Source organism: Pseudocoprococcus catus, from assembly GCF_019734885.1.
In the GTDB taxonomy this organism is placed as follows: Bacteria; Bacillota; Clostridia; order Lachnospirales; family Lachnospiraceae; genus Coprococcus_A; species Coprococcus_A catus.
On the sequence record NZ_JAAXCM010000038.1, the window covers coordinates 62,266 to 79,928 of the forward strand.

15 protein-coding genes are annotated in these 17,663 nt (G+C 44.2%); 5 read left to right on the forward strand and 10 right to left on the reverse strand.

Going from position 1 to position 17,663, the window contains the following annotated elements; genetic code table 11:
• Positions 1 to 20: 20 nt before the first annotated feature.
• From HED67_RS11030 to HED67_RS11040, 3 genes are read right to left on the reverse strand one after another with little or no spacing between them, the layout of a single operon-like run.
• Positions 21 to 674, reverse strand: coding sequence for an HAD hydrolase-like protein (locus HED67_RS11030; RefSeq protein WP_221718331.1), 654 nt, complete (start codon positions 672 to 674; stop codon positions 21 to 23).
• Entirely contained in the window at positions 674 to 2,032 is a 1,359-nt protein-coding gene (gene murD, locus HED67_RS11035; RefSeq protein ID WP_221718332.1) for a UDP-N-acetylmuramoyl-L-alanine--D-glutamate ligase, read from the reverse strand. The genes HED67_RS11030 and murD overlap by 1 nt, the downstream gene beginning before the upstream one ends.
• A 14-nt stretch (positions 2,033 to 2,046) precedes the next feature.
• On the reverse strand, positions 2,047 to 3,003 hold the full coding sequence (locus HED67_RS11040; protein ID WP_178439631.1) for an NAD(P)H-dependent glycerol-3-phosphate dehydrogenase: 957 nt from the start codon (positions 3,001 to 3,003) through the stop codon (positions 2,047 to 2,049).
• Positions 3,004 to 3,508: 505 nt separating this feature from the next.
• Between HED67_RS11040 and larA the strand changes: the two genes are divergently transcribed.
• The 3 genes from larA (at position 3,509) to HED67_RS11055 (ending at position 7,063) form a co-directional block, all read left to right on the forward strand.
• Positions 3,509 to 4,786, forward strand: coding sequence for a nickel-dependent lactate racemase (larA, locus tag HED67_RS11045; protein WP_178439634.1), 1,278 nt, complete (start codon positions 3,509 to 3,511; stop codon positions 4,784 to 4,786).
• 173 nt (positions 4,787 to 4,959) lie between these two features.
• A complete protein-coding gene (locus HED67_RS11050) occupies positions 4,960 to 6,660 on the forward strand; it encodes an L-lactate permease (RefSeq protein WP_178439637.1) in 1,701 nt (566 codons plus the stop codon).
• A 130-nt stretch (positions 6,661 to 6,790) separates the two neighbouring features.
• Complete coding sequence (locus tag HED67_RS11055) at positions 6,791 to 7,063, forward strand: hypothetical protein (RefSeq protein WP_178439640.1); 273 nt, start codon at positions 6,791 to 6,793, stop codon at positions 7,061 to 7,063.
• 372 nt (positions 7,064 to 7,435) lie between these two features.
• Here HED67_RS11055 and nudC read toward each other — a convergent pair whose 3' ends face one another.
• From nudC to HED67_RS11085, 6 genes are all read right to left on the reverse strand, one after another.
• Entirely contained in the window at positions 7,436 to 8,278 is an 843-nt protein-coding gene (gene nudC, locus HED67_RS11060; RefSeq protein ID WP_178439643.1) for an NAD(+) diphosphatase, read from the reverse strand.
• 8 nt (positions 8,279 to 8,286) lie between these two features.
• Positions 8,287 to 10,140 (reverse strand): nucleotidyltransferase family protein, encoded by a 1,854-nt coding sequence (locus tag HED67_RS11065; protein ID WP_221718333.1) that lies wholly within the window; start codon positions 10,138 to 10,140, stop codon positions 8,287 to 8,289.
• Between the two features lie 325 nt (positions 10,141 to 10,465).
• Positions 10,466 to 11,368: a MetQ/NlpA family ABC transporter substrate-binding protein gene (locus HED67_RS11070; RefSeq protein WP_178439649.1), complete on the reverse strand. Its 903-nt coding sequence runs from the start codon at positions 11,366 to 11,368 to the stop codon at positions 10,466 to 10,468.
• A gap of 93 nt (positions 11,369 to 11,461) precedes the next feature.
• Complete coding sequence (locus tag HED67_RS11075) at positions 11,462 to 12,121, reverse strand: methionine ABC transporter permease (protein WP_178439652.1); 660 nt, start codon at positions 12,119 to 12,121, stop codon at positions 11,462 to 11,464.
• Entirely contained in the window at positions 12,114 to 13,145 is a 1,032-nt protein-coding gene (locus HED67_RS11080) for a methionine ABC transporter ATP-binding protein (protein WP_221718334.1), read from the reverse strand. The genes HED67_RS11075 and HED67_RS11080 overlap by 8 nt, the downstream gene beginning before the upstream one ends.
• 505 nt (positions 13,146 to 13,650) lie before the next feature.
• Positions 13,651 to 14,187 carry an NUDIX hydrolase gene (locus tag HED67_RS11085; RefSeq protein WP_221718335.1) on the reverse strand — a complete coding sequence of 179 codons (537 nt, stop codon included), beginning with the start codon at positions 14,185 to 14,187 and terminating at the stop codon, positions 13,651 to 13,653.
• 500 nt (positions 14,188 to 14,687) lie between these two features.
• Here HED67_RS11085 and HED67_RS11090 point away from each other — a divergent pair, with 500 nt between their 5' ends.
• A complete protein-coding gene (locus tag HED67_RS11090; protein WP_221718336.1) occupies positions 14,688 to 15,842 on the forward strand; it encodes an FprA family A-type flavoprotein in 1,155 nt (384 codons plus the stop codon).
• Positions 15,843 to 15,924: 82 nt separating this feature from the next.
• Positions 15,925 to 16,131, forward strand: coding sequence for a DMT family transporter (locus HED67_RS11095; RefSeq protein WP_260702743.1), 207 nt, complete (start codon positions 15,925 to 15,927; stop codon positions 16,129 to 16,131).
• A gap of 87 nt (positions 16,132 to 16,218) precedes the next feature.
• Here HED67_RS11095 and HED67_RS11100 read toward each other — a convergent pair whose 3' ends face one another.
• Positions 16,219 to 17,556 (reverse strand): MATE family efflux transporter, encoded by a 1,338-nt coding sequence (locus HED67_RS11100; RefSeq protein WP_221718337.1) that lies wholly within the window; start codon positions 17,554 to 17,556, stop codon positions 16,219 to 16,221.
• Between the last annotated feature and the right edge of the window lie 107 nt (positions 17,557 to 17,663).

A 17,663-nucleotide genomic window follows, 5' to 3' on the forward strand; every position in this document is an offset into this window, starting at 1 on the left:
TCCCCTGCCTTTCCCTGTAATTAATGGGCTTCAAAAAAAGCGGTCAGCTCATCAACGGTATGTACAATGTAATCCGCACCGGCTGATTCGAGTTCTCCGTGATGTGCATAACCGTAATAAACTCCCAATTTATCAATCTGATTCTTACCTGCGCCCACCATATCATGGAGCCTGTCCCCGATCATCAAAACCTCCGGCTTCTGTTTCTCCTGAATCTCAAGCTGTCTGAGTGCTTCTGTGATAACTTCACCCTTATCTGTCCGGCGGCCATCCAGTTCACTGCCCACAACTACATCAAAATACGGAAGTAATTCATATCTTTCAAGAATACGTTTCGCATAAACGCCGGGCTTTGAAGTTGCCAGTGCGATCTTCCTGCCCTGTGCTTTTAATGTCGAAAGCAACTCTGCTATCCCCGGATAAACACCGTTCTCAAAAATACCGATATCCGAAAAACGTTCACGATATTTCTTCAGTGCCATATGCCCCTGCTCATCATCCAGATGATAATACTTCTGAAAAGATTCCAGAAGAGGCGGTCCGATAAAATCTACCAGTTCCTCTGTATCCGCCTCAATCCCGAAATACTTCAGCGCATACTGTACGCATTTTGTAATTCCCTCTTTCGGGTCTGTCAATGTGCCATCCAGATCAAAAAGAATATATCGGTACATTATGCCTCCTCCAATACAAGTTTTACAAATGCCTCTCCCCGGGCCTCAAAATTCTTGAAAATACCATAGCTGGCAGCAGCCGGAGACATGACACAGCAGCAGCCTGGGCGACAAAGCTGCTTGGCCAGTGCCACAGCACCATCCAGATGATAAACCAGCTTGATCCTGCCTGCATCTTTGAATTCCGGATAATACTTGCTGATCTCCTCAAAAATACGCTTGCCCGTTGCCTCCATCAAAATAATATTCGGCACGCTGCACTCGTTCAGGAACTGGATCAATTCGCTGTAATCTATGCCGCGATCCATACCACCAATCAATACCGCATCCGTATCCGGCAGACTCTTCAATGCCTGAATCGTTGTATCGCAGATTGTAGAAATTGAATCATCGTAAAAACGAATACCGCAGGCATCCCCGATATACTGCAGACGATGCGGCAGCGGATTGTATGTCATCAGTGCTTTTGAAAAAGCTTCATCACTGATATCATACATTCTGCATACAGCATAGGCAAAAGCAATATCCACATAGTTGTGATGACCGATGAGACGGATTTTATCAGTCGGGATCTGATAAACATGTCCCTCTATGCAAATAGCTGCATCCGTCAGTAAAACATCTGCCGTTGTCGTCTCATGCCCTGTCTCATTTCTGTCACATACAGCGACCAAATGACCCTTATACACATTCTCCGCCGGAAGGTTATCCACATTGCAGATCAGAACATCTTCTTCCTTCTGCGGTCTGTAAATATTCTCCTTGGCAGCTACATATTTCTCCATGGTGCCGTAATGATCCAGATGTTCCTCATGAATATTCAGGAGCAGTCCCACATGCGGTGCACAAGTCACATATTCCAGCTGATGACAGGAAAGCTCACATACGATCAGCGTATGATCATTGATCTGGTCCAGCATATCAAACATCGGAATACCAATATTCCCGACCAGTACACAATCATGACCTGTCTCTTTTAATATATGGAAGATCATCGTTGTCGTTGTACTCTTGCCCTTTGTTCCGGTGATGCCGATACACTGACGGCCGAAACGTCTGAAAAATAATTCTGTCTGTGAAACAATTTCACAGCGATAATCATGAATATCTTTTTCAAGTACGATCCCGGGACTTTTGAAGACAACATCAAAATCATCCAGGCACTTCTGATAATCCGGTCCGCAGATCAGTCTGGCAGGATGCCCTTCCTCTGTCTGTACCTGATTCATATCTGCAATGGCAATCTGTCTGTAACCGCCTGCTTCCTTAATGCGCTGCCAGCTGGAACGGCCTTCACGGCCATATCCGAGAATCAGCACACTTTTATCCTTTATCAATTCTCTGATTATATCAATCACGATAACATCTCCTCTTAAAATTCATTCTTCAGACTGCGTGTAAAAAGTTGATGAAGTGTCATACGCGGGTCTGCATTATCATATAAAATATCATAAACTGCTTTGGAAATCGGCAGCTCTACCTGATATTTTTCAGAAAGCTCCACAAGAGCTTTCACTGTATAATACCCTTCTGCCAGCTGTCCATAATCTTCTCCTCTGATAAAAGATTCACCGAACTGACGATTATGGCTGAACTTTGAGAAAACAGTTGCCTCATAGTCACCCAGATGGCAAAGACCATAAGCCGACAGTTCATTGCCGCCCATGGCTGCGATCAGTCTGGCAATCTCTCTTGTCCCCCGGGACATCAATGCCCCCTTTAAAGTAGTCAGGCCAAATCCATCCAGCATACCCGCTGCAATACCGATCACATTCTTCGCTGCCGCGCCGATTTCATTGCCAATCATATCCTGACCATAATAAAAGCGGATCAGATCACTGGAAAACGCTTCCAAAAGCTGCTTCCTAACCGACTCATCCTCGCTGTCAATGACCATACAGTTCGGAATGCCATGATAAAACTCCTGTACATGACCCGGTCCGATCCAGACAGCAATCTTATTCGATGCATCCAGATGTGCCCCGGCGATCTGTGACAGCCTTCGTCCTGTACCAATCTCAATTCCCTTCATACAGAGTACAAAAACCTTATTCTGAAGCTGCATCGCTTCCAGCTGGGTCATGAGGCTGTCAAGGCTCTGGGCTGCAATAGAAATGACGATGACATCAGACTTGTCAAGATCATCCAATGTATTTGTCAGTGCAATAGACTCCGGCAATGTCAGCAGGCCATTGCTCCTTGTTGTCATAAATTGCTGCATATGCGAAGAACCTTTTCTTCCATATAAAGAGACCGTGTGTCCGGTCCTGTCAAGATACCAGGCAATAAAAGAGCCCCAGCGGCCGCAGCCGATAACTGTTATATTCATAAAAACGTCCTTTCTGATGACGGTGTTTGCGAAATACCGCAGTCCTTTGAATCCTATGAAACTGACAGATTTAAAACAGGCATGTTCCATAAGGATTTTCTATATATCTTGTTTTTTATCATTATAACATTTATATGCAGTGGCCGCAATGGCGGCAAGGCTTTTATCGTTCTGTCACGACATTAACGATATACTGTATACAGTACTACAGCTGATTTTTGTGTAAATTCACTAAAATTGTCTATTTCAGAGGCCTGATTCAATTATTTATAGATATTATATTGCATACAAACCATTTTTTTGCGTTTTATGCGTCACATATTTAACAATAAACTTTATCCTTTGATAATACTTTTTAGAAAATTTGCATAATTTCCTTGCCTATGTTTGGATAGTATGCTAAAATAAAAAAGAAGTTTAAGTCATATCCTATCAATTTTGTCATCCCATATACACAGAATTGATTCGGATGCACTAATCAAAATTTAATAACGAGGTGGAACGTATGAAGACAGTTAATTTTCTTTATGGTAGAACAACGTTTGATCTGGAAGTACCTGATGATACACCGGTCTTAACATCCAACGTTGACGCTCTAAAGAGTGACAAAGACGGCTATGAAATTGTGAAAGAAGCCATGGATAACCCTATCGACAGCCCACATCTGTACGAACTTGCCAAGGGCAAACCTGACTGTACAATCATTATCAGTGACCACACACGTCCTGTTCCGAGTCAGGATATCCTGCCTCATATGATCAGAGAACTGAGATGCGGCAATCCTGATATCAAGATTACATTGCTTGTTGCTACAGGCTTCCATCGTCCAACAACAGTTGAAGAATTAAGAGGCAAGCTCGGTGATGCACTTTATGAAGAATTCAAGGACAATATCGTTGTCCATGATGCACATGACCCATCGAAGAATATTAAGATAGGTAATCTTCCTTCCGGTCCTGACTGCATCATTGATAAGGTTGCTCACAACGCTTCTCTTCTTGTAGCTGAAGGTTTCATTGAAGCACACTTCTTCGCTGGTTTCTCCGGCGGCCGTAAGAGTGTCCTTCCGGGTATCTGCGATGCTGTTACAGTTATGGGCAATCATTGTGGTGAATTTATCGCCAGCCCATATGCACGTACAGGTATCCTTGACAAGAACCCAATCCACGAAGATATGGTTGCTGCTGCTGAGATGGCTAAACTTGCATTTATCTGCAACGTTGTTATCGACGAAGACAAGAAGACAGTTGCTGCTTTCGCAGGCAACTTCAAGACAGCTCATAGAAAAGGTGTTGATTTCCTGTCCGGCTACTGTGCAGTTAAGCCTGCTCCGTCTGATATCGTTATTACAACAAATGGCGGTTATCCTCTGGATCAGAACGCTTATCAGTGTCCTAAGGGCATGAGTGCAGCGGAAGCTACAGTTAATGACGGCGGTGTTATCATTATGTTAGCTACATGTCAGGATGGTCATGGCGGCGAATCCTACTACCATTCTATCGCTGATGCAGAATCTGCTGACGCATTCTTCCAGCAGTGCTTACATACACCTCAGGTTGAGACGCTTCCAGACCAGTGGTGTGCACAGATCTGGTGCCGTATCGTCCGCAAGTACAAAGTTCTCTTTGTTGCAGACAAAGCTCAGGAACAGCTGATCAGAGACCTGAAGGTAGAATACTTCGAAACACTTGACGAAGCTTATGCAAGAGCCCGTGAACTTAAGGGACCGGATGCTACACTTGCATGTATCCCTAACGGTGTTTCCGTAGTTGTCAAAGACTGATCAATTTAATTTTTAAACTTAATATGATTTGTTTATCATTGAATAACATCCGAATTTGTTGAACCCGGCAAAGTGATACAAACAAACTGCTGTCAGGCACATCCCGTTGTTCTGACAGCAGTTCCGATGATTCAATGGTTTTACAAATAAAAAATCTTAAGGAGGTATACGTTATGTATGCAATACTTGCTTTCATTCCAATCATTGTTACAGTCGTATTAATGGTTGCATTCAACTGGCCTGCTAAGAGAGCGCTGCCGTTAGCGTGGGTATTAGCTGCCATCATCGGTGTTGCTGTATGGAAGATGAGCATTGGTGCTGTCGCATTACAGACAGTCATCGGTTTCCTTGAAGCATTCGCCGTACTCGTTATCATTTTTGGTGCCATCCTGATCATGAACACACTTTCAAGTTCAGGTGCTATGGCAGCCATCAACGGTATGTTTACAGGTATCTCTCCTGATGCCCGTATCCAGGCTGTTATCATTGGTTTCATTTTCGGTGCATTCATCGAAGGTGCTGCCGGTTTCGGTACACCTGCTGCCCTTGCTGCCCCACTGCTCATCAGTGTTGGTTTCCCACCTCTTGCAGCCGCAGTTGTTGCACTGATTTACAACTCCGTTCCTGTATGTTACGGTGCTGTAGGTACACCTACTAACTCAGCCATGGCTACACTTGGTGAATCCGTTACATCCCTGGGCGGCAACGTTGATTCCTTCAAAGCTGACCTGACATTCTTCTCAGCTGTCAACATGGCAGTTGGTGCTTTCTTCATCGTTACAATCGGTATCATCCTTCTTGTAACAATGTTCGGTAAAGACGCAGAACACAAGAAAGTTTCCAAGGCATTTGAAGTTTTACCATTTATCATTTTTGTTTGCGTAGTTTTCGATGTTATTTACCTCTTAATTGCTAAATTCATCGGTCCTGAGCTTGTATCTCTTGTAGCAGCTGTTATCACTCTGTTCGTAGTCCTTTTCACATCCAAGAAGGGCTTCCTGATGCCAAAGAACATCTGGACATTCGGCGAAAAAGAAACATGGGATCACTCATGGCTCAGCACAACAGAAGTTCCGGAACCAAAACAGTCCGATATGTCTCTTGTTAAAGCATGGATTCCTTACCTGTTAATCGGTCTTGCACTTGTTATCACTCGTGTATGGTCCACATTACAGCCAGACAGCTGGGCAGGTGCTATGAAAGCTTTCAAGGTAACACTTCCGTTATTTGGCGGTGCATCATGGAGTTGGGCTATTCTCTGGAATCCAGGTATTATCTTCATTATCGTTGGTCTGATCACCATTCCGCTCCACGGTATGAATGGTGACACTGTTAAGGAAGCATGGAAGAACTCCTTCAACCAGGTAAAGGGTGCTGCTATTGCCCTTCTCTTCGGTGTTGCGATGGTTTACATCTTCCGTAACTCTGCAAATGACGGTATTCAGGTTTCTTACATGATCGATGGCAGAACAGCCGGTCTTGGCTCAATGCTGACAATGATGGCAGATGGTCTTGGTTCTATCTTCAGAGGCGCTTACATTGTTATCGCTCCTCTGATCGGTGTTCTCGGTTCCTTCATGTCAGGTTCCAATACAGTATCAAATACACTGTTCTCAAGTCTTCAGTTTGAGACAGCAACACTTGTTGGTCTTCCACAGGTTATCATCGTGGCTCTTCAGAACAACGGTGGTGCGATCGGTAATATGGTATGTGTTAACAACGTTGTATCCGCTTGTGCAACAACAGGTACAATCGGCAACGAAGGTAAGATCATCCGTACAGACTTCTTACCATGTATCGTTTACTGTGTCATCGTTATCGTTGTATCTCTGATCGTTATCAGCCTTGGCGGTGCAACTGTACTTGGCGTTTAATGCTTCACAAGATTTCATAGTTGATTCATTCGATTGATTCAAACGTAAATAGCTGCTGCAAAATTGAAAAAGGGAACTCAATTTTGCAGCAGTTTCTTTATATTTTTACTTTTTAAAAGGGGTGTCTGACATGATCATTATTGCTTACATTGTAATCGCCATCGCTGCTCTCGTCATGGTTTATTTTGGCCACTTACAGGGTGGCAACCAGTTCTATACATCCATTCTAGGTGCAACCTTTGTCATCTACTGTATCTATCTCGACTTCAGGAAACGATTCAGCAAAAAGGATGGCAACGACGACAAAAACGGCAAATCTGTCAAAAAGACGCAGCATTCCGGCAAATCAACAAACACTCATATCAGTCAGAATGCCCGTCGTACAACAAAAAACATTAAATAAAAATCGGGAGCGAATTCCAATATACCCGTAAAGAGCTATCAACTAAGCCATTCGTTGCAGGCACGTTCGCACTGCCAATGCCAGGTAGGGGTACATAAGGCAGCAAAAGACGCTGCCTAAGTACCCACCGGCATTGAAGCACCTGCAATGAATGGCTTAGTTGATAGCTCTTTTTGATGTTTTTCGATTCGCTCCCTCTATCTTGCGCTGAAAAAGAGGCAAAATTCATTATGAGCCGATTCAGGCATAGGTGCTTCAACATCGGCCGGTTCTTAGGCAGCGTTTTTTGCTGCCTTATGTACCGTTGCCAGATGTTGGCAGTGAAAACGTGCCTATGCTGAATGGCTCATTTTATAGTTGGCTTGTCATAATTTAGGATTCGCTCCATGTAATTTTATGTTCTTTGAAGGCCATGATCATCTCATTGGTCAGGCTGCAGTCCTCATATGTGACTGGTATCTCTTCTCTCTCAAACCATTCTGCCATCGCCAATTCGGTCTGATCAAGAACGATGTCCTCTCCGCCTTCTAATTCTGCAAAAAAACCCATCAGTAGTGTGTCGGTAAAGGACCAGGGCTGGCTCTTATAATAATGCAAACGACCGACTTTCAATCCGACTTCTTCCATCACTTCCCGTCGGACTGTCTCTTCGACCGGCTCACCAATCTCAGAAAAGCCGGCAAGCAATGCATAATTTTTATATGCACGTCCCACATACTTTGACATGAGAATTCTGTTGCCATGCACAAGCGCAATAATCACAGCCGGCGAAATCTTCGGATATTCCATCTGCCCACACTCCGGACACTGAACCATTCGCTCTTTCGCCGAATGCGTCATTCCGGTGCCGCATCGGCCGCAGAATCTTCTGCTCCGATACCATTCTGCCAGCTGAAGACCTGTCACACCCGCAAAAGCCTGATGCTTTGGCTGTCCTTTGCGCATCTTCTGAATATTCACAAATTGATATGCTTCCATCAAGGTCTCATCTGTCTCATCACAAAAATAATAGCGCTGTGCATCGATTGAAAACAGATAAATGTAACTTCTGCTTTCCCTGTCGCTGACCTCCTCATACTTCGGATAAACAATCTGCTCATCCACATATCTTAAAAGGACATCCCTCTGTCTGTAAAAAAGCACATAATCCCCATTCTGAATCTCATACGCTTTGTATTCATTGTGGAATTGATGTGGTGCTATATCCTGTATCATCTTTCCTCCTAAGCGTCCATCATCTCGGCACGCATTTCCTGTAATAATTTATGATAGAACGCCTGACCGCCTTTGACAATATCATAGCGCCGGCCAGCCTGCTTCATCTGTTGTCTGCCAAAGCTGCAGTTTAAAATATCTTCTTCTCTGTATACCGAATAATATCCGATGATATCCCCCTTCGGAACGGAAGCCGCTGACTTAAAGACATAAACCGCAGGCTCATCAAGAGCCATTCCCAAAGACTCAAGCAGCTGATTGCCGATATCCATATTACAGGTATAAATATGTGTATATCTTCCGGCCATTCTTGTAAAATCATATACTCTGAAATTCTCCAGCCAGTCTTCATTGAGCCACCCGTTATCTCTCTCATAAGAAACAACAAGGCAAACAGGCATTGTTCTCTTCTTACTGAGAATCAGATCATGAATCTTGCCAATCTGATAGTCCCGGATGATCTTTCTGGATGTGGACAGATAACGCACATCAAAGAGGCCGATCTTATCCGCAATATTTGAATAAAACTTCGGACAACTGAAGTAACGGTTCAAATAACCTCTTCGCTCCTCAGATACAGCATAAGAGTTTTTTACCGACAGCATCTGACGGCCATCCTCCTCCAAATAACACTCTGCCTCTGCCACCCACACCTGTCCCGGTGCTTCCATATCGATGTGCATACAGTTCATCTTCCAGTAATCATGCTCCGGTTCATAGACAATGACCAGACGATAGCCCAGAAGGTTCTTCTCGAATGTCATAGGCTCTGTCGGCAGATCACCATCCAGATGTCCGTATTTATCATAAAACCAGGAATACGCCAGTCTGGCGGCTTCTACGCAGGCCTCGTGCTTTGAATACTTATAAGTACTGAGATTGACCAATGCTTTAAAGACTGTCACCTTTCTGAGCGGCCTCAGTTTGCCAAAGGTCATCTCCTCACCGATATTCTCATTGCCATCATCGAATACATCTCTGTCATGAAAAAGCTTCTCCAGACGTTCATCATGGATCACCGCCTGATTGACCAGGGCCACAATGGTATTCACATTGATCGGCACTCTTCTCGGCTGCTTCAAAAGTTCTTCCACCAGCACCTGTCTGCTGGTCTTAAACAAACGCTTCCCGAGATTATCTTCCGAATAATCATTGTTAAGAAGCTCCTCAAGCTCCGGATACATGGGGTGTTCTTCCATCTTCAGACGATAATGGGCTTTCATCATACCGGCCCAGTTGCGCTCTTTATAAAGCTCGTGCCCCAGATTTTCAAACAGTGTCACCAGCGATTTATCACACAATTCCAGTGTTGCAAGAATACTGTTAAAATATCTGGCAAAACTGTTCTTGCCGCTCCAAAGCTCGCCGCCTTTGTATTTCATATCATGCTCAATCTCATGCCATCCTTCAAAAAACACGGTCTTCAACTGTATCTCGAAGGTATCATCAATGCACATTTCCCATGTTTCATCCGAAATCTGCTGTTTCAGATAATCCGGCAACCTGAAAACGCCATTGATCTTCACCGGCTTAAACTCTGATTCATTCTGCTCCGACTCCGACCATTCCACAAGTGAAAACATGTGCTCCATCATCCGTCTGCATATTCTTAAATCATCTTCAAAGTAAACATCTACACGGAGTCCCACAAGATCTTGAATCTTCTTCTCGGCATTATAGGACTTCACCTGGTACTTTCTGGCCAGAGATTCCGATGTCTTTATTCGTGAAAAAATTCTGTAGTAGAGTCCGCTCTGTTTAAGCCGCTCCTCTATCAGATGTTTTAACTCCACCTCAACAATGGCAGGCACCTTAACTCTGGATTCGATTTCTTCTTTTGTAAAAGCTATTTTCTCCACCATGCGATGGTTCCACCCTCCCATTCTTCCTTCTTAATCGTGCATGCCAAAAATGTCATTCCTCAAATGCCTCTCCTGTCAATCTCCTGTCATTTGAGATTGTCTTAACTGGTGCAGCACACACTATCTTATACTATATCACACTAAAGCGATCAGTGATAGGGATACTGCTGATATTTTTGAAAATTTTAATAATGAGACGCCTTTTTGAAGGCAAAAAAACCTTCCGAAGACATGGCATGCACAGGCACGCTGTCCCCGAAAGGTTTTTTGTTGTTTGGATAATTACTGAATTCTTACGCTTGTCTCAGACAATCCTTTCAGAATATTAGTCCTCAAAAGGAATAACTGCACCATCATATGTGTCGTTGATGTACTGTTTGATCGTATCTGATTTCAGTGTATCAACAAGTGCTTTGATGGCCGGATTATTTTCGTTGCCTTCTTTAACTGCAATAACATTTACATATGTCTTAGCAGCTTCAGAATCGGATTTCTCGTAAGCAAGGGCATCTTTGCCTACAGAATAACCAGCCTCAAGTGCATAGTTACCATTTAATACAACATAAGCAACCTCGCCTGTTACACGGGCAACCTGAGCTGCTTCAAGTTCCTGGATCTTGATGTTCTTTGGATTTTCAGCGATATCATTTACAGTTGCTTCAAGACCTGCACCGTCTTTCAGAGTGATGATACCGTTATCCTGAAGAAGCAGAAGTGCTCTTGCTTCGTTTGTTGTATCGTTAGGAACTGCGATTGTATCGCCTTCTGCTAAATCATCAAGGCTGCTCTTTGTACCCGGGTAGATGCCGAATGGTTCATAATGGATACCGCCTGCATTCACAAGGTGTGTACCTTTTTCTTCATTAAAGGATTCCAGATAAGGAATATGCTGGAAGTAGTTGGCATCGAAATCACCGGATTCTACAACTTCGTTTGGCTGTACATAATCATTGAATACTGTTACCTGAAGATCATAACCCTGCTCTGCAAGGAGAGGTTTTGCCTGTTCAAGGATTTCTGCATGTGGTGTTGCGCTTGCTGCAACCTTGATTGGTGTCAGATCGCCGCTGGCTGCTGTTGTCTCACCTGCTGCCTCTGTACCAGCTGTTTCTGTGCCTGCTTCTGTCTGAGCTGCTGTGCTGCTCTGTGTGTTGGATGAACCGCATGCTGTTAATGCGCCAACTGCAAGAACGCCTGCGAGAACGCCTGCTAAAAATCTCTTCTTCATTTTGAATTCCTCCATTCATATTTAAATAAAATTTTATAATAATTCAAAGTCACTTTCAAAGTGCTTTGCACAATGACCCTGAATAATTACATACTACTTTCTCTTGTCCAAACGAACCGACAGCTTCATGCCGATTGTCTGGAATAACTGAACTAATACTACCAGTAAAACAACCGTCACGATCATAATATCTGCCTGATATCTGTAATAGCCATAACGGATCGCAATATCACCAAGACCACCGCCGCCGATGGTACCTGCCATTGCTGAGTAACCAAGCACTGTACCGAGGGTAATCGTCACCCCCACAACAAGTGAAGTTCTTGCCTCCACCAGCATCACCTTCGTGATAATCTGCATCGTTGATGCGCCCATGGACTTGGCTGCTTCAATAACGCCCGCATCTACCTCATTCAGTGAGGATTCCACCATTCGCGCAATAAATGGTGCCGCTGAAATAACAAGGGGAACAATCGTTGCTGTAGAGCCATAGCTCTTGCCCACAATGGCCTTTGTCAAAGGCATCAACAAAATCAAAAGGATCAAAAACGGGATGCTTCGTCCAATATTGACGATGACATCCAGTACTTTGTAAACACCTGCATTCGGACGAATACCGTCTTTGGCTGTGGTTGTCATCAGAATTCCCATGGGAAGTCCCAGTACGTAACCGAAAATAGTTGCGCCAAGGGTCATATACAATGTTTCACCGATACCTTTGATCAGCATATCCATTACTTCCTGACTAAACATACTGTGTCACCTCCTCAATCTCAAGTCCCTTCTCTACCATATAAGCCTTGATCTGCTCCTGCAGCTCGTGCCCTTCCGGAAGACCCAGAATCATCTCGCCCTTGGCAATACCGCCCACATTCTTTGTATCTGCTTTCAGGATATTGACAGGTACGCCGAACTTCAGGATCATATTGGCGATGACAGGCTCAAAAGCAGAGTTCTCTGTAAAAACGATCCTCAGACATTTATCTTCCAGCACCCTGTCCTTCTGACGGCTCTCACCATTCCACTGGTTCTCTGAAATATCCCCAAGAATCAGTTCACGGGCTGCTGCTGACTTCGGATGATTGAAGATGTCTTCCACTTCACCCTCCTCCACAAGAACACCATGATTCAGAATTGCCACATGTGTGCAGATTTCACGGATAACCGCCATCTGATGAGTGATAATAACGATCGTAATGCCGAACTTCTGGTTAATATCCTTCAGCAAAGCCAGAATAGAAGCTGTTGTCTGAGGATCCAGGGCACTTGTAGCCTCATCACAAAGAAGGATCTTCGGATCAGATGCAAGGGCTCTGGCGATGGCCACACGCTGTTTCTGGCCGCCGGATAACTGAGACGGATAAGCATCGGCCTTCTCCTCCAGATCAACCAGTTTCAGAAGTTCCATGGCCCGCTTGCGGGCATCTGCCTTCTTCTCACCGCGCAATAATAACGGAAAACAAATATTGTCTATCACATTCTTCTGCATCAGCAGATTGAAATGCTGGAAAATCATTGCGATCTCCTGACGCTGCTTTCTCAGTTCCTTCTCTGTCAGTGTTGACAGATCCTTGCCGCCGACTAACACTTCACCTTCTGTCGGTCTCTCAAGAAAATTCAGACACCGTACCAATGTACTCTTACCTGCACCGGACATACCGATAATACCATAAATATCACCTGGCTTAATACTCAAATTAATGTCCTTCAGAGCTTCAACCTTCACACCCTTCAAATCAAAAGACTTTGAAAGATGTCGGACTTCAATATCAGACATAAAATCCCCTTTCCCGCATATATGCGATCACATCGTGCCCTCCGGCACCTGATGCTTCTGTGCAGCTGAAACATTTAAAAAATCCCCATTGCACAAAAAAGCAGGTACACGCATGTACCTGCCTATCATCTTATCCTTATCTCTTCATACACTCAGAGTCCCATAAGAATTATGAACCAGATATTACTGCGCATCAAAAATAACCGTGTCATCAACCATATGCATACCACACATGATGCCACAGCTGCACATCATCATATCTGTTGACCATGAATGCTGATGTCCTAATGCTACCATATCTGCTCCTTCTTTCTGTTACTCACTGCCGCTTCCGTCAAACATTCCTGTCTGCTTCTGCTTACTGACATTTATTATTCCATGAACCACCCATTTTGTCAAGACTCTTGTGGGAATTTTCATCTGCTTTCCAACAATTTCCCCATCATTTTCGTGTTGAATATCTGCATCATCCGTTTATTCGGCCCTGACTTGCAGCCTGACCAGCCTAAAAGGGCAGCATATCCAGTTCTTCAGGAAGAATACAATGCGGCATGCTATTGTCCCGTACACGGCGTCTGCACTCATCCAAGGGCATCCATATCACCCCGGATACTTCCGAGGCCTGCAGTTTCATCGCTTCCGGCTCCACATCTTTCCATATGTAAAAAACCTTACTCACCTGATCATCCTTAAAAGGTGCCCCATGAAAAAAAGACTCCGACTGGATCCGTATCAATCCGCAGTCATTTAATTCTGTAGCATCCGCCGTAAGCCCCAGTTCTTCCCTGAGTTCCCGCAGTGCTGAATCTTCAAAATCAACTCCCGCCGGAATATGCCCCGCGCTGGATGTATCATAGCATCCCGGAAAAGAATCCTTGTCATCACTTCGCTTCTGCAAAAGCACCTCCACACCTTCCGGTCTTCTTCTCAAAAGCCATACATGAGAGGTCCTGTGCCGGATCCCATTCGCATGGGCAATACTCCGCTCAACTGTCTCCCCTGTGGGAATACCATTCTCATCCACAACATCCAAAAACTCCATCAATATCCATCTCCCATCCACGTGAACTTTTCTTAAAATATCTCTAAAACTATCTTATCAAATGAGCGGCATCCTTTAGTTTTTCCCGCCCTCCTCTTTTAATCATATCCAAAAATCTTTCCCTTTTCAAGCTGCTCTATCCATATTGCACCTATTTATATTAACTTTCGCAACAAGTTTAAAAACAGTAGACATTCCTACTTTCAAATGCTATAATAACATCGATTACAGCTACATTAAAAACTATAAATAATAGATTCTGTTCCGCGAAACACACTCTTTTCGGTCAGTTCATTTAAATAAATGTAACTGTTCAGAGCTAACCTCCAAAATGCTACGCATTTCGTCGGTGTGGCGTATCCGCCAAATAAAATTTCAAAAACAGCCTTAAAAATGCAAGCATTTTATACCTGTTTTTTGAAATTTTGCTTGGCTCTGAACAGTTACAAATAAATTTATGTTTCGCGGCCCATTATCCAGAACTTTTAAGGAGTGAGACTATGTTTATTACAAATGATATCCGCTATGTCGGTGTCAATGACCATGATATTGATTTATTTGAAGGACAGTATATCGTAGAAAATGGTATGGCTTACAATTCTTATGTGATCATGGATGAGCAGATTGCAGTTATGGATACTGTAGACGGCAATTTTACAGATGAATGGCTGAAGAACATTGCTAATGTGATCGGCGACAGAAAGCCATCTTACCTCATCGTTCATCATATGGAACCTGACCACTCTGCCAATATTGCCAACTTCCTGGAACTTTATAAGGATGCCAAAGTCGTTGCAACAGCCAAGGCTTTTGTGATGATGAAACAGTTCTTCGGCACTGATTATCCTGAGAGACAGATTGTTGTCAAAGAAGGTGATACACTTTCCCTGGGTGCACATACGCTGACATTTGTACTTGCACCAATGGTTCACTGGCCGGAAGTCATGGTAACATACGACAGCAAGGACAAGGTTCTCTTCTCTGCTGATGCCTTCGGCAAATTCGGTGCCCTTGACGTTGACGAAGACTGGGCATGTGAAGCCCGCCGTTACTATTTCGGTATCGTCGGCAAATACGGCGTACAGGCTCAGGCACTCCTGAAGAAGGCATCCGGTCTTGACATTCAGACAATCTGTGCACTTCACGGTCCGATCCTCAAGGAAAATCTCGGCTACTATCTTGATCTTTACAATACATGGTCCAGCTATGGTGTTGAGAGCGAAGGCGTTGTCATCGCTTATACATCTGTTTACGGCAATACTAAGAAAGCCGTTGAGCTCCTTGCAGATAAACTGACTGCCCTTGGATGCCCGAAGGTTACAGTCACAGACCTTGCCCGTGATGATATGGCCGAAGCTGTGGAAGACGCTTTCCGTTACGGCAAACTCGTTCTGGCTACAACAACATACAACGGCGATATCTTCCCATTCATGAAGACATTCATCGAACATCTGACAGAACGCGGCTACAAGAACAGAACCATCGGTCTCATTGAAAATGGTTCATGGGCACCAACAGCAGCCAAAACAATGCTGAAGATGTTTGAAGGCAGCAAGAATCTGACATTCACAGATACAACTGTTACCATCAAATCTGCTGTCAATGCCGAAAACGAAGCACAGATCGCAGCTTTAGCCGAAGAACTCTGCAAATAATTATTCTGTTAACTATTAATGACTCATTGCGGAATTCTGCCTTCCCGAAAGACAGAATTTCGCAATTCATTTTTTAGCAACCATCTGCCTGTCCCGGGGTCTTGATGCCGTCCCGCCGGTCACAGCCGCATTGACCTCAGGCATCGAGCCAATCCTCAATCCGGTTCTTGCTGCCATCATCTGCGGTGAAACCATTGGTCCAATGTCCCTGGCAGGAGGCGTTCTTGTTGTCTGTTCTGTTCTGGGCTACAGTCTCAGCCAGATCAAACAGCCCTCTGTTCCCGGCTAAATAGTCCTATTTGTCATGGTTGCTCAATCTATAAGAACGAGACGAAACATGCTTGTCTCATTATCCGCAAAAAAAGAATGTGCCTTATCAGCACATTCTTTTTTTGTAAATATGAACAAAATAGATAATTTCTGCAATCGCCGTAATCCCCCAGGAAAAAATATAAAGAGAATACAAGGATAATATCGTATGGAAATAAGCAAACACCGTATAAATCCACACAACTCTGAACACACAGGAACCCAGGATCACAATAATCATCGGGATCATACTCTTGCCGAGAGCTCTCGAAGCCATAATCGTACAATCCATAAAAGCAGAAAATCCATAGCAGACCCCCATAATAGACAAGCGGATCATACCTGCCTCAATAACATCTGCATCTGTCGAGAACAACGATAGAAATTGTTGACCGAACACCACAAGCCCGATTCCCATGATCATACCAATGCCAAAGGAATAGGCCAGACTGATGAGATAACTGTTCCTGACACGTTTTCTGTTGCCGGCACCAAAGTTCTGTCCCATAAAACTACCACAGGCAGTATAAAAGGCCGCCATTACATCATAAACAAGCGCATCCGCATTGGCAGCCGCTGCATTACCCGCCACCATGGTGGCATCAAAGGAATTCACGCCGGCCTGCACAAACAGATTGGCAATCTGGAAAATAGCATTCTGGAATCCCGCCGGAATACCAATTCTGATAATGTTCACCGTTTTACTTCTGTTCAGCCTCAGCTCCGACCGCTTCAAGCCGTAAATATCTTTTGTTCTGAAAAGCGCTGCCGCAACTAAGAATGCGGACAGATACTGAGAAATAATACTTGAAACCGCAACCCCTGCCACACCCATATGACAGACAATGACAAAAAAGAGATTCAGTATAATATTCACAACGCCTGCCATGGACAAATACTTCAGCGGCCGCTTCGTATCCCCTGCCGCACTGAATACCGCATTACCAAAATTGTATACAGCCAGCGCCGGCATACCAAGAAAGTAAATCCGTATGTACAGCACTGCACCATCGATCAATTCCGGCTTCGTATTCAAAAGCTGCAGAATCCCCTTAGAAAATACTGCCCCGATGAGCAGCAGTACCAATCCTGTCAGAACACTGAACAGCAGCGCTGAATGAACTGTCTCGCGGACCCCCTTCCTGTCACCGGATCCGAGATACAAGGCAGTCAGAACATTGATACCTCCGGAAACACCGATCAGAAAGCTTGTAAACATCGTTACAAGAATCGTCGTAGAGCCAACAGAACCAAGTGCAGAAGCTCCTGCGAAACGTCCCACAACAGCAATATCCGCCACATTAAAAAGCACCTGCAAAAGATTGGATACAATAAGCGGTGCACTGAAAAATAAAATCTTCCGGGCCAGCGGCCCCTTTGTCAGATCCTGATTATTCTGTGTCATTTACTACCTCCCCAATAAGCTCCAATCATTATACAGCCTTTTTTCTTAAAAATCTACCAGTTTTTCCCATAATTTCTCAATATAAGTCCTTAACTCATATTTTTGAT

Coding starts and splice junctions, on each gene's coding strand:
- HED67_RS11070 (WP_178439649.1), bottom strand. CDS start 11,368: ATGAAGAAGAGATTTTTAGCAGGCGTTCTCGCAGGCGTTCTTGCAGTT.
- HED67_RS11075 (WP_178439652.1), bottom strand. CDS start 12,121: ATGTTTAGTCAGGAAGTAATGGATATGCTGATCAAAGGTATCGGTGAA.
- HED67_RS11090 (WP_221718336.1), top strand. CDS start 14,688: ATGTTTATTACAAATGATATCCGCTATGTCGGTGTCAATGACCATGAT.
- HED67_RS11080 (WP_221718334.1), bottom strand. CDS start 13,145: ATGTCTGATATTGAAGTCCGACATCTTTCAAAGTCTTTTGATTTGAAG.
- nudC (WP_178439643.1), bottom strand. CDS start 8,278: ATGATACAGGATATAGCACCACATCAATTCCACAATGAATACAAAGCG.
- HED67_RS11065 (WP_221718333.1), bottom strand. CDS start 10,140: ATGGTGGAGAAAATAGCTTTTACAAAAGAAGAAATCGAATCCAGAGTT.
- HED67_RS11100 (WP_221718337.1), bottom strand. CDS start 17,556: ATGACACAGAATAATCAGGATCTGACAAAGGGGCCGCTGGCCCGGAAG.
- HED67_RS11085 (WP_221718335.1), bottom strand. CDS start 14,187: ATGGAGTTTTTGGATGTTGTGGATGAGAATGGTATTCCCACAGGGGAG.
- HED67_RS11040 (WP_178439631.1), bottom strand. CDS start 3,003: ATGAATATAACAGTTATCGGCTGCGGCCGCTGGGGCTCTTTTATTGCC.
- HED67_RS11055 (WP_178439640.1), top strand. CDS start 6,791: ATGATCATTATTGCTTACATTGTAATCGCCATCGCTGCTCTCGTCATG.
- larA (WP_178439634.1), top strand. CDS start 3,509: ATGAAGACAGTTAATTTTCTTTATGGTAGAACAACGTTTGATCTGGAA.
- HED67_RS11050 (WP_178439637.1), top strand. CDS start 4,960: ATGTATGCAATACTTGCTTTCATTCCAATCATTGTTACAGTCGTATTA.
- HED67_RS11030 (WP_221718331.1), bottom strand. CDS start 674: ATGTACCGATATATTCTTTTTGATCTGGATGGCACATTGACAGACCCG.